At 48.9% G+C, this 24,208-nt stretch carries 27 protein-coding genes and 1 tRNA gene; 12 read left to right on the top strand and 16 right to left on the bottom strand.

What is annotated here, in order from left to right:
- Positions 1-134: 134 nt before the first annotated feature.
- From HRM2_RS04620 to HRM2_RS04610, 3 genes are all read left to right on the top strand, one after another.
- On the top strand, positions 135-434 hold the full coding sequence (locus tag HRM2_RS04620) for a type II toxin-antitoxin system RelE/ParE family toxin (protein ID WP_015902848.1): 300 nt from the start codon (positions 135-137) through the stop codon (positions 432-434).
- A gap of 8 nt (positions 435-442) precedes the next feature.
- Entirely contained in the window at positions 443-754 is a 312-nt protein-coding gene (locus HRM2_RS04615; RefSeq protein ID WP_015902847.1) for a HigA family addiction module antitoxin, read from the top strand.
- Between the two features lie 631 nt (positions 755-1,385).
- A complete protein-coding gene (locus tag HRM2_RS04610; RefSeq protein WP_015902846.1) occupies positions 1,386-3,062 on the top strand; it encodes an IS1634 family transposase in 1,677 nt (558 codons plus the stop codon).
- A 34-nt stretch (positions 3,063-3,096) separates the two neighbouring features.
- On the opposite strand, the gene HRM2_RS04605 is transcribed toward HRM2_RS04610, so the two are convergent.
- The gene (locus tag HRM2_RS04605; protein WP_015902845.1) at positions 3,097-3,411 is read right to left on the bottom strand and encodes a hypothetical protein; all 315 of its coding nucleotides are present in this window, start codon (positions 3,409-3,411) and stop codon (positions 3,097-3,099) included.
- A 185-nt stretch (positions 3,412-3,596) separates the two neighbouring features.
- On the opposite strand from HRM2_RS04605, the gene HRM2_RS04600 reads away from it, so the two are divergent.
- The 4 genes from HRM2_RS04600 (at position 3,597) to HRM2_RS04585 (ending at position 5,261) form a co-directional block, all read left to right on the top strand.
- Positions 3,597-3,914 (top strand): toxin-antitoxin system TumE family protein, encoded by a 318-nt coding sequence (locus HRM2_RS04600; RefSeq protein WP_012663289.1) that lies wholly within the window; start codon positions 3,597-3,599, stop codon positions 3,912-3,914.
- On the top strand, positions 3,911-4,285 hold the full coding sequence (locus HRM2_RS04595) for an HTH domain-containing protein (RefSeq protein ID WP_012663288.1): 375 nt from the start codon (positions 3,911-3,913) through the stop codon (positions 4,283-4,285). Before HRM2_RS04600 ends, HRM2_RS04595 begins: the two co-directional genes overlap by 4 nt.
- A 440-nt stretch (positions 4,286-4,725) precedes the next feature.
- A complete protein-coding gene (locus HRM2_RS04590) occupies positions 4,726-4,986 on the top strand; it encodes a DUF4160 domain-containing protein (RefSeq protein WP_041273049.1) in 261 nt (86 codons plus the stop codon).
- Between the two features lie 11 nt (positions 4,987-4,997).
- Complete coding sequence (locus HRM2_RS04585) at positions 4,998-5,261, top strand: DUF2442 domain-containing protein (protein WP_012663287.1); 264 nt, start codon at positions 4,998-5,000, stop codon at positions 5,259-5,261.
- 307 nt (positions 5,262-5,568) lie between these two features.
- Here HRM2_RS04585 and HRM2_RS04580 read toward each other — a convergent pair.
- The 12 genes from HRM2_RS04580 to mobA all read right to left on the bottom strand — a co-directional run bounded on the left by HRM2_RS04580 (position 5,569) and on the right by mobA (position 14,888).
- A tRNA-Leu gene (locus HRM2_RS04580) sits at positions 5,569-5,655 on the bottom strand.
- Positions 5,656-5,710: 55 nt separating this feature from the next.
- On the bottom strand, positions 5,711-6,127 hold the full coding sequence (locus HRM2_RS04575) for a hypothetical protein (RefSeq protein ID WP_012663285.1): 417 nt from the start codon (positions 6,125-6,127) through the stop codon (positions 5,711-5,713).
- A 2-nt stretch (positions 6,128-6,129) separates the two neighbouring features.
- Positions 6,130-6,804: an L-threonylcarbamoyladenylate synthase gene (locus HRM2_RS04570; protein WP_012663284.1), complete on the bottom strand. Its 675-nt coding sequence runs from the start codon at positions 6,802-6,804 to the stop codon at positions 6,130-6,132.
- On the bottom strand, positions 6,788-8,551 hold the full coding sequence (gene purD / locus HRM2_RS04565; protein WP_012663283.1) for a phosphoribosylamine--glycine ligase: 1,764 nt from the start codon (positions 8,549-8,551) through the stop codon (positions 6,788-6,790). The genes HRM2_RS04570 and purD overlap by 17 nt, the downstream gene beginning before the upstream one ends.
- A gap of 144 nt (positions 8,552-8,695) precedes the next feature.
- Positions 8,696-9,625 carry a D-alanine--D-alanine ligase family protein gene (locus tag HRM2_RS04560; protein ID WP_012663282.1) on the bottom strand — a complete coding sequence of 310 codons (930 nt, stop codon included), beginning with the start codon at positions 9,623-9,625 and terminating at the stop codon, positions 8,696-8,698.
- Positions 9,626-9,778: 153 nt separating this feature from the next.
- Positions 9,779-10,282: an SHOCT domain-containing protein gene (locus HRM2_RS04555; RefSeq protein WP_012663281.1), complete on the bottom strand. Its 504-nt coding sequence runs from the start codon at positions 10,280-10,282 to the stop codon at positions 9,779-9,781.
- Positions 10,283-10,287: 5 nt separating this feature from the next.
- Positions 10,288-10,656 (bottom strand): DnaJ family domain-containing protein, encoded by a 369-nt coding sequence (locus HRM2_RS04550; RefSeq protein ID WP_012663280.1) that lies wholly within the window; start codon positions 10,654-10,656, stop codon positions 10,288-10,290.
- A gap of 77 nt (positions 10,657-10,733) precedes the next feature.
- A complete protein-coding gene (mltA, locus tag HRM2_RS04545; protein ID WP_232364197.1) occupies positions 10,734-11,993 on the bottom strand; it encodes a murein transglycosylase A in 1,260 nt (419 codons plus the stop codon).
- Positions 11,994-11,995: 2 nt separating this feature from the next.
- Entirely contained in the window at positions 11,996-13,183 is a 1,188-nt protein-coding gene (locus HRM2_RS04540) for a DNA recombination protein RmuC (RefSeq protein WP_012663278.1), read from the bottom strand.
- Entirely contained in the window at positions 13,146-13,637 is a 492-nt protein-coding gene (gene moaC / locus HRM2_RS04535; RefSeq protein ID WP_012663277.1) for a cyclic pyranopterin monophosphate synthase MoaC, read from the bottom strand. Before moaC ends, HRM2_RS04540 begins: the two co-directional genes overlap by 38 nt.
- Positions 13,638-13,918: 281 nt before the next feature.
- Positions 13,919-14,278 carry a molybdenum cofactor biosynthesis protein MoaE gene (locus HRM2_RS04530; RefSeq protein ID WP_012663276.1) on the bottom strand — a complete coding sequence of 120 codons (360 nt, stop codon included), beginning with the start codon at positions 14,276-14,278 and terminating at the stop codon, positions 13,919-13,921.
- Positions 14,265-14,888 (bottom strand): molybdenum cofactor guanylyltransferase, encoded by a 624-nt coding sequence (mobA, locus tag HRM2_RS04525; protein WP_012663275.1) that lies wholly within the window; start codon positions 14,886-14,888, stop codon positions 14,265-14,267. Before mobA ends, HRM2_RS04530 begins: the two co-directional genes overlap by 14 nt.
- A 152-nt stretch (positions 14,889-15,040) precedes the next feature.
- On the opposite strand from mobA, the gene pyrR reads away from it, so the two are divergent.
- The 4 genes from pyrR to HRM2_RS04505 all read left to right on the top strand — a co-directional run bounded on the left by pyrR (position 15,041) and on the right by HRM2_RS04505 (position 18,888).
- Positions 15,041-15,580: a bifunctional pyr operon transcriptional regulator/uracil phosphoribosyltransferase PyrR gene (gene pyrR, locus HRM2_RS04520; protein WP_012663274.1), complete on the top strand. Its 540-nt coding sequence runs from the start codon at positions 15,041-15,043 to the stop codon at positions 15,578-15,580.
- 1 nt (position 15,581) lies between these two features.
- Positions 15,582-16,091 carry a MogA/MoaB family molybdenum cofactor biosynthesis protein gene (locus HRM2_RS04515; protein WP_012663273.1) on the top strand — a complete coding sequence of 170 codons (510 nt, stop codon included), beginning with the start codon at positions 15,582-15,584 and terminating at the stop codon, positions 16,089-16,091.
- Positions 16,092-16,182: 91 nt separating this feature from the next.
- Positions 16,183-16,590 carry a hypothetical protein gene (locus HRM2_RS04510; RefSeq protein ID WP_012663272.1) on the top strand — a complete coding sequence of 136 codons (408 nt, stop codon included), beginning with the start codon at positions 16,183-16,185 and terminating at the stop codon, positions 16,588-16,590.
- 123 nt (positions 16,591-16,713) lie between these two features.
- The gene (locus HRM2_RS04505; RefSeq protein ID WP_012663271.1) at positions 16,714-18,888 is read left to right on the top strand and encodes an acetyl-CoA hydrolase/transferase C-terminal domain-containing protein; all 2,175 of its coding nucleotides are present in this window, start codon (positions 16,714-16,716) and stop codon (positions 18,886-18,888) included.
- 107 nt (positions 18,889-18,995) lie between these two features.
- Here the strand turns inward: HRM2_RS04505 and HRM2_RS04500 are convergent, their stop codons facing one another.
- From HRM2_RS04500 to ychF, 3 genes are all read right to left on the bottom strand, one after another.
- Positions 18,996-19,325, bottom strand: a complete 330-nt coding sequence (locus HRM2_RS04500) for a hypothetical protein (protein ID WP_012663270.1) — start codon at positions 19,323-19,325, stop codon at positions 18,996-18,998.
- A gap of 131 nt (positions 19,326-19,456) precedes the next feature.
- Positions 19,457-20,947, bottom strand: a complete 1,491-nt coding sequence (locus HRM2_RS04495; protein WP_012663269.1) for an SDR family oxidoreductase — start codon at positions 20,945-20,947, stop codon at positions 19,457-19,459.
- Between the two features lie 24 nt (positions 20,948-20,971).
- A complete protein-coding gene (ychF, locus tag HRM2_RS04490; RefSeq protein WP_012663268.1) occupies positions 20,972-22,042 on the bottom strand; it encodes a redox-regulated ATPase YchF in 1,071 nt (356 codons plus the stop codon).
- 369 nt (positions 22,043-22,411) lie between these two features.
- On the opposite strand from ychF, the gene HRM2_RS04485 reads away from it, so the two are divergent.
- Positions 22,412-24,199, top strand: a complete 1,788-nt coding sequence (locus HRM2_RS04485) for a methyl-accepting chemotaxis protein (protein WP_012663267.1) — start codon at positions 22,412-22,414, stop codon at positions 24,197-24,199.
- The last annotated feature ends 9 nt before the right edge of the window (positions 24,200-24,208 follow it).

The raw sequence follows: 24,208 nt of genomic DNA, 5'->3' as shown, positions 1-24,208 counted from the left end.
GGTGCAATTACATCCCCTACCCTCTTTTCGGAAATAATCTTTTCCAGAATCAATAAAAGATATTTATTTTTTACCGTTGGACTGTGATCCCAGTAAAACTTGACCGGAGTAACCATAGGTGTTACCTTTGAATTATGATTACAACGTTTCGACATAAATGGCTTCAGAGCTTTTTTATCGACGACGTAAATCATAAAAAAATACCTGCTTCAATCCGAGATGTTCTTTTTAGAAAGCTACAAGTCATTGATGATGCAACATGTGATATGGATTTGCGGAGCCCCCCAAGCAACCATTTTGAAAAACTAACCGGGACTTTAAAAGGAAAACATTCCATACGGATTAACAAGCAATGGAGATTAATATTTAAATGGAACGACATACGGGGCGAAGCTGAACATATTTATCTGGACAACCATGATTACAAATCATGAGGTATAAAATGATAACTACAAAAAGAAAACCGGTAAGTGTAGGGGAAATCATAACCGAAGAATATCTTAAACCATTGAAAATCACCCAGGCACAACTTAGCCAGGCAATGGGGGTAAGCCGCAAAACCGTCAATGAGCTATGTACTGGAAAAAGGGCAATAACCGTTGATACCGCACTAATGCTGGCACGAGTATTTGAAAACACACCAGAATTCTGGCTGAACTTACAAAGACGTATCGACATATGGAACGTCTTACACAATCCGGAACGAAAAGCGAGAATAGAAAAAGCCCGCCCCCTCAGAAACGCCTTTGCCTGATTTAAGACTAAAAAGGCTTCCAGCGAAAACCGCTGAAAGCCTTTATTATCAATGGTGCCGGAGGAGAGACTTGAAATCTCAAGGGCCGAAGCCCGGAGGATTTTGAGTTCCTTTTGTACAAATCTTTAATTCTCTGTTTTTTCAAACCCTTAACTGACGAGGCTTTCAGAGCCTTACTTTGGGTTTCGTTTGGAAATCTTTGGGAACTTTTGACCTTGACGGGCACAAATTAGGCACAGCAGGCAGAGATAATAGTCAGGAGAATCAATATAAGAGTCGCAGCATCTTTTTACCGTTTTGACGATGTATTCGCCTGCCTCGAGTCATTGGGTGTAGTCGGAAAAGCCCTGCGCAAACGTCCCTGTTCAACCAATGGATTGAGCTGACTTTGGCGCAAATAATTTTCAGACCTGTCAAGCAGGGCAGCAAGAACCTTAAGTCTCACATTCGACACCCCCAACAGAAAAAAAGGACTATTTTTTGATGACTGTTTTTCTACATGATAAAAGTAAGTTATTCAAATCGCCCTAAGATAAATAATTTTTATTTACTGAATGTAATTTACCCTAGATTTTTCTAATTTGTTTTATTATAATTTGCCAAAATGAAAAACAATACATTGAGGCAATGCATGAAAGAATTACCAGAAATAGATGGGTTTACCGTTCAACATCTTCCAATCATTTCTTCATATGCCCGGAAAATAGGGATAATTGATATAATAAACACCCTGGTCCCCACTGAAATGGGGATTGATGCCGGGACAGTTATTCTTGGAATGGTACTCGATACCTTGACCGGAAGAAGCCCCTTGTACAGACTGAATACATTTTTTAAAAATCAGGACACCGAGCTTCTTTTGGGAAAAAAGACAGACCCCCGAAAATTTTCTGATTATACCGTTGGACGTGTATTGGACAGGATATACGAATACGGTGCAATGAAGGTTTTTTCAGAGATTTCCCTACGAGCCTTAGATTATTTCAACATAGACCGTAGCCATGTAAGTTTTGATACAACCTCGGTAACTGTCCAGGGGGACTACCCTTTGTATTCCAAAGATGCCGATAACAGTAAGACCATGACGATCACCTACGGCCACAGCAAGGACCACAGGCCTGATTTGAAGCAGTTCTTGGTTAAAATGCTCTGTGTTGATCGCACCATTCCGGTATTTGGTCAAACTGAAGATGGAAATGCATCAGACAAAACCATCAACAACGAGGTGCTTTCATCCATATCAAAATACATGGCGGAAAATGGAATCAAGAAAGAAGGATTTATTTACATTGCTGATTCCGCAATGGTTACCCGAAAAAACATGGAAAAGATCGGAGACGGAATTCGGTTTATCAGCCGTCTGCCTGCAACCTACAAGGAGTGTTCCCGCCTGATCCAAAAAAGCATCGTTGAGGACAATTGGACTGATCTTGGGAAATTGTCTGATACCACGGAAACCCAAAACCGACCGGCCGCTGTGTATAAAGCATGTGAATCGGAAGCGATCTTGTATGGTCGATCATACAGGGCGGTTGTGGTTCATTCAAGCGCCCACGATAAAAGACGGCAAAATCGAATTGATCGAGAGCTGAAGAATGAGCATACAGAACTTTCGAAAAGAATCAAAATCTTGTCAAAGCAGGAGTTCTTCTGCCATGCGGATGCTGAGAAAGCTGCTATAGAGATGAGCGAAGCAAAACATGTTTTTTATAAACCCGTCACCCAGGTTGTTGAAATCCCGAAATATAAACGGGGACGGCCCAAAAAAGACGGCTCCCGGGCATTGGACAAAATGATGTACAGTATCTCTTGTGAATTGGCCGAGACCGATGCTGTGGAAAATCTCAAAAAAGAAACTGGATGTTTTGTCCTGTTGTGCAATGTGGACAGGGACGGCCAGAAAGGATACAGTTCCTACGATATCCTCCGGACGTACAAAGATCAATATGGGATCGAGCAAAACTTTGGTTTCATAAAGAACACACCGATCGTGAATTCGATTTTTCTAAAAAAAGCTGAACGTATAGAGGTGCTGGCCCTTGTTCTTCTCCTGTCTCTTTTGATCTGGCGTCTTATCGAATATAACATGAGACGATATGCGAAAAAAGAGAACAAGGATCTTCCCGGCTGGAATAAAAGAAGAACTTTCAAACCCACCTCGTTTATGCTGATGATAAGTTTTCAGTATCTGATGATTTTAAAAATCGGGAATCACAGACGACTGAACAGACCCTTATCCACGAAGCAATTAGAATATTTAAAGGCGTTGGGCCTGAAGTCTCAAATATTCACAACTCCCGGCGGATAATCAATACCCCAAAAAAATGGTGGAGATTTATACTCTATGGTGCGGAATGTGAGTTAAGTCCTAAATAGTGCCCATTACAAAGGCTGCAAATCAAGTCAGACATCTCTTGTTTCTGTAACTTACGAGAGGCCTTTGCTGGCCCTGCTATTTCTTCAAGCTCATTTCGCAATTGAGTTTTCAATCCATCGAACACATGAAGAATGCGATACTCCAAGCCTTCATACTCCAAACCTTCGGAGCTCTCTGGCAAACCTTCGGAGCTTTTTACCAAACCTTCGGAGCTCAGGTCCGAAGGTTTCAACGTCTCAAGCATTGCGTCGCCCGCAAACACTTCATCCGGGGTTGGCAACTCGACCCCTGGGATATGGTAAACTGTACCTCTGTTCTGACCATCAGAGATAGTTAACATTACCGGAACAACGGGATCTGGATTATCATGATAGTCCCGACCCCGGTACCATGTACCCTGTTTATTCGTTGAGTAAAAACCTATACAGGTTTACATTAAAATTAAAGTCTGATATATTTTTCTTTATGGGTGATAAAAGAAAGATTAAACTAACATTCAAAAAAGTTGTTTCAGAGCAATTCCCAATAAACTCAAAAAGAGGTGGGGGAATTATCAAGATTGATGCATGGGAAAATGAAAAGGGAGAAGTTGTAAAGTACAGTCTTGCATATATCAATCATTTGGTATTATCTGATGATAACGGGAGAGTCCTAGGATACGACAACACTCATAATTTTCATCATAAACATTATTTTGGTGAAATATCAGCAGTAGATGACTTTAAAAGCTATCAGGACCTTGTTGATCGTTTTCAAATTGAAATCAAGGAGTTTATAAAATGACCGTCGAACTAAAAACAGGATCCCTTAAAAATTTTTTTGCATCTGCAAAAGAAACAGCCAAAGAAATTGATGAGGGACAAAGACTAACACCCAAAAAGTCCATATGGGTCGAACCGTCAGACCTAATGCTCATTTTGAAGCCCGAACGAACAAAATTGGTTCAATATTTAAGAAAAAACAGAACAGTCATTTACTCAGAGCTTATGTCAGCAATGAATCGCACCCCTGTTAGTTTAAATAATGATCTGAAGATACTGTCAAAATATCAACTGATAAAAATATTGAAAAAACCAAACCCAGGGCATGGAATGCATAAAATAATTGAAACGACATTCGGAAATGAAAAAATTGAATTTAAAGCAATCATTTAATCTGCGGTCTTTACACAAGCCGGAACGAAAAGCGAGAATAGAAAAAGCCCTCCCTCAGAAGCGCCTTTGCCTGATTTGAAGCAAAAAAGGCCTCCAACGAAAACCGCTGAAAGCCTTTATTATCAATGGTGCCGGAGGAGAGACTTGAACTCTCAAGGGCCGAAGCCCGGAGGCTTTTGAGTTCCTTTTGTACAAAATTTAAATTTCTTGTATTTTCAAATCCTTAACGGACGCGGCGCTCAGAGCCTTACTTTTGGTTTCGGCTGGTTTCTTTAGGATTTTTTTGACCTTGACGGGCACAAATTGGGCACACACAATGGCACATGCAATGTCCAAAAAAACTCTCTATATATCTGCAATCGGATAAAAATTGGTGTTGAGTTGAATTTTTGCAACTATCTGCTATTATAAAAAAGATACATTTGCGAAAAGGAGTTCAAATGCCAGAGATAAGCCGTTTTTTTGGAATTATAATCAGAATGTTTTATGATGATCATAGCCCCCCTCATATCCATGCAGAGTATCAGGGCAATAAAGCAACGTTTGATTTCCATGGAAATATTCACAACGGTGACCTCAACTCAAGAACAGCAATAAAGCTAGTTCGAGAATGGATCGATTTACATGTTAAAGAACTCGAGCAAGCCTGGGAAGATGCAATAAATTTCAGGAAAATTAGCAAAATTCCTCCTCTAAATTAAGGAGAATAATTATGTGGAATATGAACGAAGTCATCTCAATAAAATATTTAAAAGGATATACTTATCATATTTCCTTTGACGATCACGTTTCGGGTGAAATTGATTTTTCTGGTTATTTTGATAAAGGGCCTATTTTCTCACCATTAAAAGATATTCAGCTGTTCAAAAAAGCGTTTATAGAGGGCGGAACGATTGCTTGGCCAAATGGTGCAGACATCGCTCCAGAAACCCTATATGAAAAATGCAAAAGCAATCTCTCCGTTGAAATGGTTTAAGCACTATGTTGTCTTTGGAAACATTTGACCTTGACGGACACAATTTGGGTTTATAGATCATATCAAGCTTTAAAAGCTACATTTTAAATATGATGTAATTATCTCCGTGGGATATCGGGTAAAATCCATCCAGGGTACCCAATTTAGGTCCAGAGCCGCTTTTCCCATGGTTTTTCAATCAGGGATTGCCTTACAGGAAAGCAGGAAACTTACCTAAATTCTCAGGCAGGCACAATTTTAGACACAATCGTGAAACTCCCAGCTAAAAAGGCTTCCAGCGAAAACCGCTGAAAGCCTTTATTATCAATGGTGCCGGAGGAGAGACTTGAACTCTCAAGGGCCGAAGCCCGGAGGATTTTGAGTCCTCTGCGTCTACCAATTCCACCACTCCGGCAATGCGATGTTATATAAAGGATTGGAGATGGTTTGTCAATGACGTTTTTAGATGATTACAGGTGGAAACCGGCAGATGTTTTAACTGCCAGTTCCGGTGTGCCGAAAAATTTTCCATCTGGAAACATGGATGTTTCATACGCATTATTGGCGTAGCTGTAAAAGGCAATCCCCCATTGTTCTTCATCTCCAAAGTAGCGAAGCCGAAATAGATAAATCGGGGTATTTCTCATACGTTCAATATGCTCTTCCCTGGTTTCTGAAAAATTAGCAGGCCAATCTTCAATAACATCCGGTTCGTCATAGGCATCAACATAACAAAATTTATCGTGAAATCGGATATCAAGCCTTGTGTATCGACCGGCAAAATTTATTTCAACATATTTGAGGATGCGTTGTTTCATCCGACTCTTCACACTGTCGGGAATTTCCTCCCCGCCACTATCCGGATCCTGTTGCCGGGTATTTGACATTTTCAATCTTCCTTTATTTTTAATTTGCAATTTTCCAAAACCCCATGGATCTCTGCACCGGGGATCTCTCCTTCCCGCAATACCAGTACCTGCTGGCCTGTGACATCAACCACGGTGGACCCCTTGCCCCCCTTTAACCGGCCTGCATCCAGGATAAGGTCGACCCGGTCAACCAGGACCGGGGGCAGGTCCTGGATGCGGCTGATCCCTTCTGCTCCCGAAAGGTTGGCACTGGTGCCGGTGATGGGCTTTCCCAATCCCCGGGTCAAAGCCTTTGCAACCGGGTGCTGGGGCATGCGGATACCGATCTTTCCCGTATGGGCGGTGAGAATGCCGGGCAAGCGATCAAGGGCCTCAAACACAATGGTGATATCCCCTGGCCAGAATCGGTCCATGAGGATCCGGGCCGTTTTTGGCACCTTTTTCACCAGACCTTCCAGATCAGATCGGTCATTGATAAGCACCAGAATGGGGTTCTTCCGGGGGCGTTGCTTTATCCCGAAAACCCGGGAGATGGCTTCAGGATTAAAGGCGTCCACAGCAATGCCGTAAAGGCATTTTGCCGGAAAGATGACAATCCCTCCAGCCCTAAGGATATCACAGGCCCTTGAGATGAAATCCCCTTGGGGTTCAAGGGGATCAACATCCAGAACGGTTTGATCACAGGGCAAGATCATCGGCGGAGTTATCAACCTTGGCGGCCATTACCTGTTTATACTGCGCAAGCTTTTCGGCAATTTCAGGATCTGAGACCCCGAGAATCTGGGCCGCAAGAACGCCTGCATTTACGGCACCGGGCTTTCCAACGGCCAGGGTTGCCACGGGAACGCCAGGAGGCATCTGCACCGTTGAAAGCAGGGAATCAAGGCCCATGAGCGCTGAAGAATCAATGGGAACCCCGAGCACGGGCAGGGTGGTATGGGCAGCCATGGCACCTGCAAGATGGGCCGCATGGCCGGCACCGGCAATGATGACGGATATTCCCCTTTCCCTTGCCGTTGCGGCAAAGGCCTCGGCTCTAGCCGGGGTTCTATGGGCAGAAGCAATGGTCACCTCATAGGGGATTTCCAGTTTTTTTAAAATATTCAGGGTGCCCTCCATTACGGAAAGATCAGAGGCGCTGCCCATGATCACACCCACCCTGGGCTTGATGGCAAGACGGGCAATGGCCTTGGCTCCGATGTCTTTTCGATAAAAAGCAGCATCCCAGCTGATCTTTGCACAGGCGGCATAGGCGCGTTCCTGTGCCTGGTGCACGGTGTCACCAAGGGCGGTCACCCCAAGTACCCTGCCCCCTGCTGCAACCACATCCTTGCCCTTTAAAGCGGTTCCGGCATGGAAGACCTTGGTGTCAGCCGTTTCAGCCTGATCAATGCCGGTAATCACGCCTCCCTTTCCATAGTCGCCGGGATACCCCTGGGCTGCCATGACAACACAGAGGGTGCTTCTGGGATCAATTTCTGCCTTGTAGCGATCAAGACCGCCATCCACGCAGGCCTCCATCAAAGGCACCAGATCACTCTTGAGTCGCATGAGGATGGGCTGGGTTTCAGGGTCACCCATTCTTGCATTAAATTCAAGGACCTTGATCTGATCCTTATGGATCATGAGGCCGGCATAGAGGACGCCCTTAAACAGACACCCTTCAGCAGCCATCCCCTGTACGGCCGGGACCATCACCTCGTCCATGGCTTTCTGCCGGAGCATGAAATCAAGCACCGGAGCCGGGGAATAGGCCCCCATTCCGCCGGTGTTCGGTCCCTCGTCATTGTCAAAGATACGTTTATGGTCCTGGGATGAGGGAAGGGCAAGAACAGTCTTTCCATCGGTAAGGGCGATAAAAGAAGCTTCTTCACCCTGGAGGCACTCTTCCACAACCACGAGGGTACCGGCATCCCCAAAAAGATTCTCGTTGATCAGGGAATCCAGGGCCTGGTTGGCCTCGGCCTCTGTGGCACAGACAAACACCCCCTTGCCTGCTGCAAGCCCGTCGGCCTTGACCACAACGGGCGCGCCAATCTGCTTGACATAATTCTTTGCCTTGTCAATGTTGTTGAACGACCGTCCCTGGGCCGTGGGAATATTGTATTTATTCATGAGGTTCTTGGCAAAAATCTTGCTTGCCTCAAGCTGGGCCGCCTTTTTATTGGGTCCAAAGGCCCTGAGCCCCATGGATTCAAAATGATCCACAATACCCATGGAAAGGGGGACTTCCGGCCCGACAACGGTGAGGTCTACCCCGTTTTCCTTTGCAAACAGACCCAGGGCCTCGATATCGTCGGCTTTGATGGCAAGGTTTTCCGCGTACTGGGTTGTACCTGCATTGCCGGGAGCGCAATAAATCTTATCCACCATGGTACTCTGGGAAATCTTCCAGGTCAGGGCATGCTCCCTGCCACCGCTTCCCACAACAAGAATCTTCATTATCGTTTATCTCTCCATTCTTTTGTTTTAAAAAAGTCCTGCCAATACATTTCAATCGGCAAAAATTTCATTATTGGCTGCCTCATTCCGGCGGGGCCGGTTATGACTCAAGGTTACAGATCTGAGACACGGTTTAAACGGCCGTCATTTTTCCATGGCAAGCTCGATCAGTCGGTCAAGCAGCTGGGAGAACGAATATCCCGCAACCTTTGCCGCCCGGGGAAGAAGACTGGTTTCAGTCATCCCTGGAATGGTATTGGTCTCCAGAACCGTTACCCCCCTGTCTGAAAGAATCATATCCGTTCGGCTGTAGCCCTTCAAGAAAAGAGCCTTGTGGGCCTCAATGGCATGGGCCTGGACCGTCTTTCGAACCGATTCTTCGATCCTTGCCGGACAGATCTCCTGGGTACGACCGGCAACATACTTGGCATCATAGTCAAAGAATTCATGGCCTTCCCCGGGAAGAATCTCAATCACAGGCATGGCCTCGATCTCCTGGTTACCGACCACAGCGCAGGTGAGTTCGAGCCCCTTAACATAGGCCTCGAGCAGAACAGCTTCATCCTGTTCAAAACCCTTTTCCAATGCAGCCCCAAGATTCTTCTCCTGCTTGACAATACTCATACCCACGCTTGAGCCGGCAGATACGGGTTTGACCACAATGGGCAGGCCCAGCCGTTCTACACAGGCATGGAGATCCACCTTATCCGTCCTTGAAAAACTAAGGAATTCCGGCGTTGGAATTCCGGCCTGCAGGTAAAGCCGTTTTGATACAAGCTTGTTCATGGCAATAGCACTGCCAAGCACACCGGCCCCCTGGTAGGGAATATCCAGAAGATCCAGAAGTCCCTGAACCGTGCCGTCCTCACCAAAGGGGCCGTGGAGAATCAACAGCGCCACATCAATGGTTTCAGCATCGTTCACAAGGGTTGCCAGGTCCGTGGCAGGATCGTATCGAACAATGTCGTATCGTTCCTTGTCCAGTGCTTCATACACCTGAAACCCGCCGTTCAGGGAAACCTCCCGTTCCGACGAAATGCCGCCAGACAACAATGCCAGTTTTATTTTTACCATATTTCCCCCCCTGTATTTGGGACAAGGTTGCCGCCTGTCCCCATGGGTTAAATTTATTTTCTCAAATTTTATGAAACGTTCCCCGACCCATTACAACCAGAGGCGTGTATCATTCGTTGTAATCAGAATAGAACCATGGGCCGGCCATGCCGGTTAATCAAGAAGGATTCGCCGCTTGGCAATGTCAAACTCCTCCTTGGTGATCAGCTCGTCCTCATAGAGCCTGGCAAGATCTGCAAGCCGCTGCTCTATTCCCTCTTCCGGGGCTGCAAGCTTTAATTGCCCACCGCCACCATCGCCCTGGAAGCCGTCCTGGCCAAGGAGGGGGGTGTTGATGCCCTTGGATTCCCCAATGGAAAAAGTGGCCATTCCCCCCAGAAGTTTTATTTCTACAGCCCTGCCCCTGAACTCGGGAAAGGAGAGCACATCCTTAATCTCCCGGCTGCTCTTTTTCATCCGAAGATAAAAAATCCAGAACAGAGCAAGGATGAGCACAGCCAGACCTGCCATGATCCAGGGAAGATAGTGGTACACCCCCCGGAACAGGACAACTGTGATGCCCGTTCCGGCAAGAAGAAACACATGGAGAAGAAGAACAAAATAGGCGGCAAAGAGACTTTTAAAAATCCCCTCTTTATCTTTATTTTTAAATTTCATGGAATTTACGACATCCTGTTTATAATGGAGTTCCTGTATTCAGCAGGAATTGAAATTGTTTTCCTGGTAGTTTTAGTCATGCCCAGCCGGGTCATGAGAAGGTTCAGTTTTTTTCGGATACGCTCCTGTTCACCACTGCCTGGTTCAACGGCATCAAGGAGCTGTTCCATGGCGGAGATATCTCGTCTGAGTTCCACCTCAGGGGGAAGAAAACCAGCATTCTTCAATATCTTGTGGGCAAGCCTCAGCTCGTTTGAGAAATCAATCTCCTCATTGGGCAACGGCTGCCCCTGCCCGGGCAGGTTATCCAGCTCCCCGTTTTCCTGTGCCTGTTTGATTCTTTGTTCAACAATGGCTTCAAATCCCGGAATCATGGGTCAACAAGCCTCCTCAACCTGGTCCGAATTATCTGTCAACATTATTCGACAAACAGGGGATTTGCAAGGAAAATTCAAGGCTTTAATACCAGAAAGAACAAATTGCCCGGGTGCTTCATGTGCCCGGCACCAAACTCGGCATACCTGCCGTTACCGTAAAACAGGTCGCAGCGGCCGGCTCCTTTTATGGCTCCGCCCGTATCCTGGTTCATAACAAAACCGGAAAAAGATTGCCATGACTCGGGCTGTTCAAGCGTATCCGGGTCTGGGATTTTTGTTTGAATAAAACAGACAGCACCCTTGGGAAAAAGCGTCCGGTCCGTTGCAATGGAACGTAGGGGGGTCAGTTCAACATTGATACTGCCAAAGGGGCCACCCTGCTCCTGCTGGAAAAAGACAAAGCTGGGGTTATAGTTGAAAAGCGCATCCTGGCGTGAAGGATTGTTCTCAATCCAACGCCTGATGGCCTGCATTGACATATCCTCCCGGGCAATTTCGCCCTGGTCAATAAGATAGCGTCCCACAGCCTTATAGGGATGCCCGTTTTTGGTGCTGTAGTGGACATTCATCTCACCGCCCTGCTTGAGAAAAAGCCGTCCAGACCCCTGGATTTCAAGGAAAAACCGATCCGTGCGGTCTTTAACCCAGGCAAGGGGTTTGGCCCGCAGTTCAAAATCTTTAATCCCGTTGATCTCCTGGCGGGTATAATAGGGAACGACCCGATGGTTGTCGACCCTTGCCGTCAGCTTTGAAAAACCCTTGAAACGATCGGAAAATGCAGCAAGGTCAATGGTCAAAAGATCGTCGGGCACGGAAAACAGGGGGTATTGGTAGTCTTTATCCCGGACAAGGCTTGCCGCCATTGACGGTTCGTAATATCCGGTAAAAAGGACACCTTTTTCCATATTCGCCCTTGAGCCATAGACCCGATAATTGTCCCGAATGAACCGGTTCAGGGCATCAGTATCCGGACCGGTTGCAAAAAATTCAAGGAATCGCTGGACAGACTGCCTGAGATGAACGACATCGAACACATCAGGTCCGAATTGAAAAGACCTGGAATCGGGGATCCGGTTAAAATAGACAAGGCTGGCCTGAAGAGCGCGTTCAAGACCCTCCTTTCCAAGGGTGTCGGAAAAATCAGGATAATCCTTCAAGGCAAGGGGTTCAAGGCTGGTGTACTGTGTTACCGGGACGGGTGGTTTGGGCCCGCACGCTGGAAAAAAGGATAGTGCCATGGTAAACATGGCTAACCCGACAACCAGCCACACTGACCTGCCGCTTATTTGCCCAGGTCGTTCCATGGACCCAGCCCCTGTTCTGAACACTTCCATTTTTATTGTTTCTCCTCAACTGCCATGTTTCGAATGCCCGTGGTCACCGAATGGACCTCGGGGATATTTCTATCCTCGGCAATGCCGAGGTTTGATAATTTTTTGGCAGAAACCATTACCCGTCGCTCAATGGTCCCCACGGTTTTATTGTAGGTTGAAGCTGCCCGCTCTATATCCTTGCCCAGCAGGTTCATGGATTCAGCCATCAGGGAGATCCGCTGGAAAAGCTCACTCCCCAGCCGGGTGATCTCCTTGGCATTTTCATGGCTCTTTGCCTGGCTCCACCCGTAGGAGACCGATTTTAACAGGGAAATCAGGGTGGCAGGCGTTGCCAGGATGACCCCTTTCTGGATGGCGGTCTCAATAAGATCGGGCTTCTGGGCAAGGGCTGCGCTGAAAAAGTTTTCCCCGGGTATAAACAACACCACAAACTCGGGTGTAGGTGTAAATTGCCGCCAGTATTCCTTGGCCGAAAGGGCGTTGATGTGGGCCAGGACCTGGCGGGCATGGTTTAACAGGCCGGCCTTGCGCGCCTCCTTTGTCGTGGATTCAAGGGCGTCAAGATAGGCCGCAAGCGGCACCTTGGAATCCACCACAATATTTCGATCCCCGGGCAGATGAACCACCATGTCCGGACGAAGGGCACCCTTGCCCGACCCTTTCTGGAGCTGTTCTGTAAAATCACACTGTTCAGCCATGCCGGCCAGTTCAGCCACTTTTCTCAGGGTGATCTCCCCCCATCGGCCCCGGACATGGGGCAGGCGCAACGATTTGACAAGGTTGCCGGTCTCCCGCTGGAGACTCTCCTGGGTCCTTGCCATCTCCACCAGCTGGGCCGTCAACGAACCAAAGGCCCTTTCGCGCTCAAGCTCCATCTGACCCAGGCGGTTTTCATAACGATCCAGGGCCTGGCGCACGGGGTCCACGCTGCGGATCATCTCATCACCCTTAATATCAAGCTCCTTTCTGGCTTCTTTGATATAACCTGCAAAATAGTGATCCGCAAGGTCAAGGAACTGGGTGGAATTGGCCTGGAGGGCCTGGGCTGAGATACTTGCCAGACGGCGGGTCACCATGGAGAGGCCCAGGCGCTGGAAAACCAGGCAAACCACGACCCCCACAAGAAAACCGGCGCCAAGGAAGATCAGGTTCTCATGGGTGACCATACCTGTCTGCCAAAAAGGTGCCACTCTTCCCCCCTGTCTTACTCTTGAGATGAATGTCGGAAATGATCATGCCCTTGTCATAGGATTTGCACATGTCATAGATGGTCAGGGCGGCAACAGATACTGCGGTCAGGGCCTCCATCTCCACCCCGGTCCTGCCGGCAAGGGAGGCTTCAGCCTCAATTTCAATACGGTTGTGCCCAGGGTCTGGAAAGAAATCCACCCGCACATGGGTAAGGTTCAACGGATGGCACATGGGAATAAGGTCTGCCGTCCGCTTGGCAGCCATTACCCCTGCGATTCTTGCGGCTTCAAGGACATTTCCCTTTTTCACGTTCCGGCCGAAAATTCGATCCAGAGTATCCGCGGTCATGTCGATCCTGCCCCGGGCAATGGCGACCCGTCGTGTCACATCTTTGCCGGCCACATCAACCATCCTGACCCTTCCCTGGTCGTCCAAATGGGTAAAATCCGTCATCAATTTTCCTTTTTTTTATATGAAACGCCCACCAATGCATTGCAAACTGAGGCGTTTCATTGTTCGTTGTGGCCAGAGCCGATACTTCGCTCCGGCCGTGCCGGTTTATAAGAAACACTCACCGAAGCATTGCAAACAGGGGCGTTTCATTGTTCGTTGTGGCTGGAGCCATACCACGCTCCGGCCGTGCCGGTTATATGAAACACTCGCCAAAGCATTGCCAATGAAGGTGTTTCAAAATTCGTTGAGGCCGGAGCCATACCTCGCTCCGGCCGTGCCGGTTATTTGAAGAACTGCTGTTTGCTTGTAATCTTTGTCTTGACCTGTTCAAGGGTATCTGTGAGGGTTTCGATCACCCGTTCCCTGATGTCCCCTGCCACCACAATGGCCATGATATCCTGGCCAACGGCAAGGTCCTGATCTGCTGCAATCTCAACCAGCACCTCAACAATGCCCTGTTTTTTCTTCTGGGCCGTTACAAGGGAATCAAGGCCCTCCTGATCCACGCTAACCCTTAGACCTGTCACCTCCTGTCCTTCCCGGGTGGTTTTGCGAACCACACCGTTGTGGCAGAGTATCATGCCCACCTGGTCGTAATCAGGAAGGGCTTTTACCTGTTCAAACATTTTATTTATATCCATTGAATTCTCCTTTTTTCACAGCAATGGCCCTTGCCCGTTCAAGGTCCTCGGGCGTGTTAATGTTAAAGAACGAATCGATTTCAGGATCAATGGCCTGTATCTTGTCCATGGGAATCCTTCTGACCCGTTTTTCTCGAAAAAATCGATTGATCTTAAAGATATGATTTTTAAGGTTTGTTTCGATCAGCGGCAGACAATGCTTTGAATACGTGGCGCACAGGGGTTCAAGTCCGGCATCTGTCTCGGGGATCACAACGTCAATGCCGGGACCTGCCTGGGAGAGGATATACTCGGCCAGACGCCTTTCCAGGAAAGGGGTGTCACAGGCAGAGACAAACACCCTGGGAGTGGATGCGTAAAAGAGCCCTGCATGGATTCCGGCAAGGGGACATCTATGGGGATAGATGTCTGACACAATGGTGGCATCCCATTCACCAAAGGCCGCCGGATCATTTGCCACAATGATCACCCTGTCAAACAGATCGGTAAAAAGTGAATGAATGACCTCCATGATCATCCGGCCCCTTATCTCACGAAAGGTTTTTTTTATTCCAGGGAGCCGTTTATTCACCCCCCCCGCCAGGATAACCCCGGTGCAATCATAGGTCATGTTATCTGTTCCAGTCCGTCAGGTTAATCTATTGCCCAGTAGAAAAAAAGATGATAACAGTTTACCGGTAAATTTAAAATCAAAATCCGGCATGGTATGTATGACGGAATAACGGCGGGTACACTGCACCATTGGAACAGCAGGGGTCAGATATGAAAAAACGACGAACCATTCTCAATGCCGAAGACATGGAAAGGGTGATTACCCGAATGGCCTATGAGATCATTGAAACCCACAGGGGCGTAAAAGATGTTGCCCTGGCCGGGATCATGACCCGGGGAGACTTTCTTGCCCATCGGCTCCAGGAAAAAATACTCAAAATCGAAGGGGTCAAAGTGCCAGTGGGGGCCATGGACATTAACCTCTACCGGGACGACTGGACACAGATCAGCCACTACCCCGTTGTAAGGGCCTCTAAAATTTCTTTCTCCGTTGACAATCAAAATATCATCCTTGTGGATGACGTGCTCTTTACGGGCCGTACCATACGGGCTGCCATGGACGCCATCATGGATTTCGGCAGACCGGCAAGGATCGAACTTGCCGTGCTGGTGGACCGGGGTCACAGGGAACTGCCCCTCCAGGCGGACTATAAAGGAACCACCCTTGCCACCCTTCACTCGGACATGGTCAACGTCTGCCTCAGCGAACACGACGGCAAAGACACCGTGTTCATCGAACAGGAGGCGTAAAATGGGAACCTTGCAGCACAAGAGTAAAGACCCGGGCAAACTGAGGGTGGCCGTCATCTCGGTATCCACCACACGAGACCTCAGCCAGGACAAAAGCGGGACCTGGATAAAGCAACAGGCAAAAAAAGAAGGCCATGAGGTCGTTGTCCACCACGTGGTGACCGACGAGATTGCAGCCATACGGAATATGGTCGAACATGTGGTCACACAGATCACCCCCAACGCCATTCTCCTCACCGGTGGAACGGGCATCAGCCCAAGGGATGTCACCATTGAGGCGGTAACCCCGCTTTTTACAAAGAAACTTACGGCCTTTGCCACTCTTTTTGCCATGCTCAGCTTTGAGGAGATCGACTCTGCAGCCCTGCTTTCAAGGGCCAGGGCAGGCATCATCAACTCCGTGGCTGTCTTTTGCATGCCAGGCAGCCTCAAGGCGTGCAAACTTGCCTGCAACCAGCTGATATTCCCAGAACTTGGTCACATTGTCACCCACATGTCAGAGGCACCCTAACACCCTGCCCCGCCATGGAAAATAATATGAACCACAACAACCCCATGGGGAGGGATTTAAAAACCGCTCCTCGAAAATAAAAAGGAGAATCATGAAAGAGATAGATGCGTTTCTTGATGACTGGAAAGACAACGACACTAGAACCAAACAAGCATTTATAGAATTCAGGGACCATATTCTGACAATGGAAGATGTAACCTGTGAATTCATAGCAAGACCCGGGGTGAGTTACTCCCTTCGCCCCCGGCACAAAAACCAGACGGGCCGGGACCTTTTTGCCATGGCCGACATCATTGATGATGACCCTTCGAACCGATGGCTCTCGGTCTGCTTCTATGAAGACATGATCACAGATCCCGACGAAGAAGGAGATCTCATTCCCGAGGGGCTTCCAGGTGGCGCTGATGGCTACTGCTTTGACCTTGACGAATACGACGAAAAAGCCGTCAATTACATCAAAGAACGACTCAACGATGCATATCGGTCCGCAAAAGGATAGGTGGACAGGCCGCCCGTTTACTTTTAACAAAATAGCTGATAGCAATGTGTATTCTAAAAACAATAGTACGATTCTAAAAAGATTATCTTTGTTCAAACATGCGCATGAAAAGGAGAGGCTATTTTGAGTAAAAAGCAACCGGTTTATTTCACAGATGTTGAACAATGCGTTGACGATCTTATCGGCCAGGTGGGGAAAGAAATCATCCTTGCAGCCCCCCTGGCCCTTGCCAAACCCACCCAGCTCATCAATGCCATTTACCGGCGCCTCAAAACCGATCCAGAACTTCATTTCACCCTTGTAACAGCCGTCGCCCTTGAGAAGCCCACCTGGTCAAGTGAACTTGAACACCGGTTTCTCGGCCCCCTGGTCGAACGGATCTGGGGCGGTTTCATCGATTTTGACTATGTCCTGGACATGCGAAAGGGTCAGATACCGCCCAATTTTGAACTGGTGGAATTTTTCAACAAGGCCGGCGGATGGATGACCAACGCCCATGCCGCCCAGAACTACCTTGGCTCAAACTATACCCATGCCGTTCGGGACGCCGTGATCAACCGGTGCAACGTCCTATCCCAGCTGGTGGCCAAACAAGAGATCAACGGAAAAATCCTCTTCAGTATGAGCTCCAATCCAGACACTCACCTGGAAGGTGCAAAGGTTATGCGCGACATGAGGGCCAAAGGCGAAAAGGTAGCCATCATTGCCCAGGTGAACACCAATCTGCCATTCATGTATGGCAAAGCAGTGGTTGAGCCCGGGTTTTACGACATGGTCATTGATTCCCCGGACCTTGATTTCACCCTTTTCGGGGCACCCAAGGAACCAATAAACAATGTGGACTGGATGATCGGACTCCACGCCTCCACCCTGGTCCGGGACGGGGGAACAATCCAGGTGGGCATCGGATCCCTCGGAGACGCCATTGTGGCAGGCCTTGATATGCGCCACAGGGAAAATAAGGCCTATTGCGATTTTCTTACCCAGGCCGACATCCTTTCAAAGTTCAATCCTTTGATTCAAACCATCGGTGGAACCGATGTTTTTAAAACCGGGCTTTTGGGCTCATCTGAAATGTTTGTGGACAGCCTTCTTGAACTCATCAAGGCCGGCATCATCAAGCGCAAGGTCTATGAAGATGTCAGACTCCAGAAACTGCTCAACCAGAAAAGATTTGAAGACACCCAGATCGAAGATATCTTCAGGGAGTTTGTGGCGCAACGGATGCTCCACCCGGTGATCAAAGAAAGTGAGGTTGGTTTTCTCAAGCATTTTGGCATTTTCCACCCGGATGTGACCTATGTAGACCGTTCCATCCGGCTTGGCCAGACAGAATATTCCCTGGATATGCGAATCGCAAAAAATGTGGAAGCCGTGGCCCTCAACTGCCTTGGCCCCTGCCTGAAAAACGGCGTGGTACTGTATGCCAGCTTTTTCATCGGTCCCCAGGCTTTCTACACGGAACTTCGGGAGATGGACGACGATCAACTCAAGCTGATTGACATGCGCGGGGTGGACTATGTGAACCAGCTCTACGGCAATGAAGCGCTCAAACGCCTCCAGAGGGTCCACGGCAGATTCATCAATGCCGGTATCATGGTGACCCTGTCAGGCGCCGTATGCGCCGGCGGACTGGAAGACAACAAAATCATCTCAGGACCCGGGGGCCAGTACAACTTTGTCGCCATGGCCCACGCCCTGGACGACGGCCGGGCAGTAACCATGATCCGCAGCACCCGGGAAGCCGGGAGCAAAACCACATCAAACGTGGTGTGGCAGTATGGGCACATCACCATTCCACGACATTTAAGGGATATTGTGGTCACTGAATACGGAATTGCCGATCTCCGGGGGGCCAGGGACCGGGAAGCCATGACCCGGCTCATCTGCATTGCCGATTCAAGATTCCAGGAAGAGCTGCTGGATAAGGCCAAGGCCGCCGGAAAGATCCCCCGGGACTGGCAGATTCCAGAACCATTCACAAACAACACCCCCCAGGCCCTTGAAGAAAAACTTGCAGCCTTCCGGAAAAAGGGATTTTTTAAAAGTTTTCCCTTTGGCACCGACTTCACCGACGAGGAGATCGTCCTTGGCAGGGCACTCAGACAGTTCAAACAAAAGGCTGAGGAAAACAAATTTGCCATCATGCCCGGCCTTATCGGCCAGGGCCTGTCCTCAATTCCTAAAACTGCCAGACCCTACCTTGAGCGCATGGGCCTTGAAGACCCCGAGACCATGCAGGAAAAGCTCATGCAGAAGATTGTTCTTTTTGCCCTTAAATCCAGCGGGGCCATATAAGCAATTGGCCTGTGCAGCTATCTTTTTTACATGAAACTTGTATAAGTCCGGCGAACTTTATTTTTTGTCGTGCCAGTCTGAAAGCGAACCGCACAGGCCAAACAATTTCAGCCATGAATGGAGAAATGGGAGTTAAAATCCCCGGTGCCGACAACTGCCAATGCATCGCCAACAGAAAGCCAGTTTTCAATGGAATAGGTAAGACCCGGAATCTTGGAAAAAAGTTGATACCGGGTTTCAAGGTATTCAGCCGCCAGGGCTTTATGGGCAGTGCGGTACTCAAAAATCGAAAACGCCCGGGCATCCTCTCCAGATTCATCGTAGACATAGGTCTCCTTGATCTTCACCTCTTTTGGGGCCTGGGGCAGACGGGTGTAGCAATCGGCAACCTGATCGGCCATTTCCTGGGGAAAACGAATAAAACCAATCTTTATCATGACATCTCCTGTTTGAATCTCAAATCATTTGGATCTCAAAACAACTGAACGTCTACCGAATTTGCAGCCATCTTTACACAGGAACCCGCATAGGTCAACTTGAATCCAGGGTCAGTTCCCCAGGCTGAAAATCAGGCGGCTGCCTCTATCTGCCGGATAATATCGGTGAAGATAAAATAGTGAAAGGGAAGCATGGCATACCAGTAAATTTTTCCCCACATTCCCCTGGGATGGAAATAGGCTGTCACCGTTAAGAGATGCCGCCCCCTGGAGGGCTCGACCGTAAACTCCAGCCAGGCAAAACCCGGCACCTGCATCTCAGCCCTCAGGAGCAGATGCGCGTCATAAATGATGCGTTCCACCCGCCAGAAGTCAATTACATCGTTGACCTTGAGGCCCACGGAGTGCTTTCGACCCCTTGCCGTTCCCACCCCGAACATCATCCTGTCGGCCATACCCCTGAGCTTCCACAAAAGGTTGCTGTGAAACCACCCCCGCTCCCCTCCGATGCCACAGACAGAACGAAATATTGCCTGGGCCGTCTTGGTGCTCTCAATGCTGCAGGTGCTGGTATAGAGGGGTGGCCTAGGCAACTGGTCGAGCCTTACGGCCAGGGAGTAATCCCGGGGATAGGCATCGGACCAACGTGTGGTAACGGTGTTGAGATCCTCCATGGCAAGGGCCCTTTTCACTGACTCTTCATAGGAGAGAAGATCAAACCACAGACTCTGTCTGATGCGGTTCTCCCGGCAGACCACCTCGTTGACGATACCCTCAAAAAGCGCCCGGGTGATGGTTGCCGGCACCGGGGTGATCAGACTCACCAGATAGGCATTCACACTGACACTCTGAATGGGAGAAGGCATGAACCACGGTTTTTTATTGAGAATTCTTGCCATGGTCCGGATCATTTCGCCATAGGTCAATATATCGGGTCCCCCGATATCAAAGGAACGGCCTGCTGTATCAGGAATTTCAAGCACGCCCACCAGGTATTTGACAACGTCCCGAATGGCAATGGGCTGACAGCGTGTCCGACTCCATGCAGGCAGGGGAAGAATGGGGGCATCCACCACAAGGGATTTGATGATCTCATGGGACACGGATCCCGAGCCCATGATGATGGCGGCCCTGAGTTCAGTGACCGCCACCCTGCCCCCTTTAAGGGTAGCCCCCACCTGGTTCCGATTCCTTAAATGGGGAGACAGGGAATCCCGGGAATCGCCCAGACCGCCAAGGTAGATAATCCGTTCGACCCCCTGGCTTTCAGCCGCTTTCCTGAAATTCACGGCAGCCATGATATCCACGGTTTCAAACTCATCCTGGCCCAGGAGCATCGAATGAATCAGATAATAGGCCCCATGGACCCCTTTAAATGCATCCGTGAGACAGGGAACACTCAAGGCGTCGCCGGTAACAATCTCAGCACCCGGCCACCGCTCCTGGTGGTCGGGAGAAGCGACCCTGACCATGATACGAACCCGATACCCCCGGGCCAGAAGCTCGGTGACAAGCCGCCCGCCGATGTATCCTGTGGCACCGGTGACAAGGATAATACCCATGGTGGGATCGGGTTTAGTGGGAAGATCGTGGCAAAAGAGCCTTTTATCATACCTGTTCATGGGTTCATTCAACCCCCCAGTTATCTACACCTTGAACCGGATATTGAGAATATCACCGTCAACCACAGGATAGTCTTTTCCCTGGACGTAAAACTTCCCCGCTTTTTTAACGGCATCCTCAGACCCAAGTTCCATGAGATCGTCATACTTCAACACCTCGGCCCTGATAAACCCCCGTTCCAGATCTGAATGAATCACTCCCGCAGCCCTGGGTGCCGCTGCCCCCTTGCGTACAAGCCACTGCCTTACCTCATCCTGACCAACGGTAAAAAATGAAATCAATCCCAGGGCCTTGAGACAGAGTCGGGTCAACACCCCAAGGGCTGCTTCACCAATGCCCAGATCTTCCAGAAACGCCGCTCGTTCCTCCTCGCTGTCCAGCAGGGCAATCTCGGATTCCACCTTTGCCGAAACGACCATGGCCTCCATGCTCTGGGAGGTACAAAGCGTATTGAACCGGTCAAGGATAGTATCGTCGCCCAGGTCGTCCTCACCCACATTAATGGCCAGGATCATCTGCTTGCGGGTGATGAACGGATAGCTTCTTATAAGCACTTCATCGTCGGAGGAAATCTCCATGAGGCGTAAAGGCTTCTCCTCCTCCAGATGGGCAAGCATCCGCTCCATCAGGGCAAGCTCCTTGACCTGGTCCTCGTCCTTGATTTTTTTAATCATCTCCCTGATGCGTGCGATCCTTTTTTCAACAAAGATCTGGTCGTGGAGAAGAAGTTCCTGATTAACGATTTCAGCATCCCTCAACGGGTCCACCGAACCTTCGGCGTGGTAGACGGCCTCGTCTTCAAATGCCCTGACCACATGGCAGATGGCGTCCATGTCAACAATATCCCGGAACAGATCACCCCTTGCAATGGTCTCCTTTTCGATCTTGGGAAGCAACACAAGGTCCACCCTTGCCCTTGCCTCTTTTTTGGGCTGATACATGGAGACCAGGCGGTCAAACCGCCGGTCAAGGATCTCTGCCGTTCCCGGCACAGCCTTTGGCGTCCCGGACCGCTCTTTTACCTCGCTGCCCGTGAGAATTTGAAACAGGGTTTTTTTGCCTGTCTGGGGAAGCCCGATTACTCCTACCTTCATATTGATTCATCCTTTTCTGATTGATGTAATACCCTTGGGAAACTTGTAACAACCCTGATCACAAAGGTCAAGAAATGGACAAATATCATGGGAACGGTGAAAAAATTACCCGGAAAGGCAGGAAAAAGTTTTCTGCACTCGTAAAAACCCGGCAACAATCCTTTAGAACGGGCATAATCGATTTTCTAAACAAGATAAAAAATATCTTGCAGCTCGCCTGCATAGCTGCAATAATTACGATTGGCATCTTCTATTATCAGGCCCACACTTTTTTACAGGACGGCCCGAGCGCCATTATAGAATTAACTCAACTTTCGGGATTGGCTGTTTACATGGGGTCAGGCTACTGCCTGCAAAAAAGGACTAATAATGAATCGTTTAAGGGATCTACCTCTTCTTTTAAAGTTCTTGTTTACCGGGATAGGCGTTATGGCTGTTCTCACTGGTGTTCTCTTTTTTCTCTACTACAAGAGCGACAAACGGACGACCATTGAATCCTTTGTGGAAAAAGCCCGGGCTATCTGCCTCATTTCCGAGTCTACAAGGGAGGAGATGGAAGAAAAGTGGAACATGGGACTCTTTTCCGTGGAAATGGTAAAATCCTTAGCAGAAAAAAACGAGACAGACAAACTTCTGGCATCCATTCCCGTTGTCACGGCCTGGAAGGCCACCATGCGAAAGGCACAGGCCGGAGGATACACCTTCCGGACACCCAAGTTCAATCCCAGAAACCCAAACAATGAGCCGGATTACGGTTTGCCAGAAAAAATAGAGGGACCTGCCCTTGAAAAAATCAAACACGAAAACCTGAATGAATATTATGTAATTGACACACAAGCAAACGCCGTTCGCTATTTTCTGCCCGTACGTTTGACCCAGGGGTGTCTCATCTGCCATGGAGACCCAGAACAGTCCACCACCCTGTGGGGGCGTAACGATGGAAAGGACCCCACCGGAGGTACAATCGAAAACTGGAAAGCCGGAGAAATCCATGGTGCTTTTGAGGTGATCCAATCCCTGGATGGTGCGGATGCAGTCCTCAGGGCCAGGATGCTCAAGGCCGCACTTTTTGTGCTTGCTGGTTTTTTCATTTCCGGCATGGTTTTCTTCTTCGTGGCAAGATCCATTACCCGACCGATCACCCAGGGGGTTAAATTTGCCAAACGCATGGCAACCGGAGACCTCTCCCATAATTTCGAAATCAGCCAAAAAGATGAAGTCGGGGCACTGGCAAACGCCATGAACGAAATGACTGCCAATCTTCGAACCATGTTCCTGGATGTCATAAAAAATGCCGACCGATTAACGATTTCATCGACAAACCTAAAGGATGTGGCAGATGTCATGTCAAGGGAGTCAGAAGAGACCTCAAACCTGGCAAATGGGGTTGCTGCGGCCGCAGAAGAGATGAGCAGTAATATGAATACCGTTGCTGCAGCCGTGGAAGAAACTTCGACCAATGTTAGCATGGTGGCTGCGGCCGCAGAAGAGATGAGCGCCACCATCAGCGAGATTGCTGCAAAATCAAAAAAATCCCGCAAAATTACAAATGACGCTGTTTCCAGGGCTGAAAAAACCTCCATGAAGATGGCAAGTCTGGATGAGGCAGCCAATCAAATAGGCCATGTCACCGGCACCATTTCCGAAATCTCAGAACAAACCAATCTCTTGGCCCTGAACGCTACCATTGAAGCGGCCCGGGCTGGGGAGGCCGGAAAGGGATTTGCCGTGGTTGCCAATGAAATCAAGGCCCTTGCCAATCAGACATCCGAAGCCACAAATGAAATCCGTTCAAAAATCGACCATATGCAGACCTCAACCCGGGAGTCCATCGACGACATCAGGGAAATCACCAACGTCATCAATAACGTGAACGAAATTGTGTCGTCCATTACCGCAGCTGTTGAAGAGCAATCTACGGCAACAAGAGAAATAGCTGAAAATGTTTCCCAGGCATCCATGGGCATTGCAGATGTCACGGAAAACGTTGCCCAGACATCCCAGGTTGCAGGAGATGTTGCAAGGGATATTGCCGTTGTAAGCGGGTCAGCAGGAGAGATCTCCACCCGCAGCTCCCAGGTCAGGGAGAGTTCCTCAGAGCTGTCCGGTCTTGCCAACCAGTTAAATGCCATGGTTCAGCGGTTCACCCTCAAGTAAAAACCAGAA

The organism is Desulforapulum autotrophicum HRM2, from assembly GCF_000020365.1.
Lineage (GTDB): Bacteria > Desulfobacterota > Desulfobacteria > Desulfobacterales > Desulfobacteraceae > Desulforapulum > Desulforapulum autotrophicum.
This window is presented reverse-complemented; position numbering and strand designations above follow the sequence as displayed.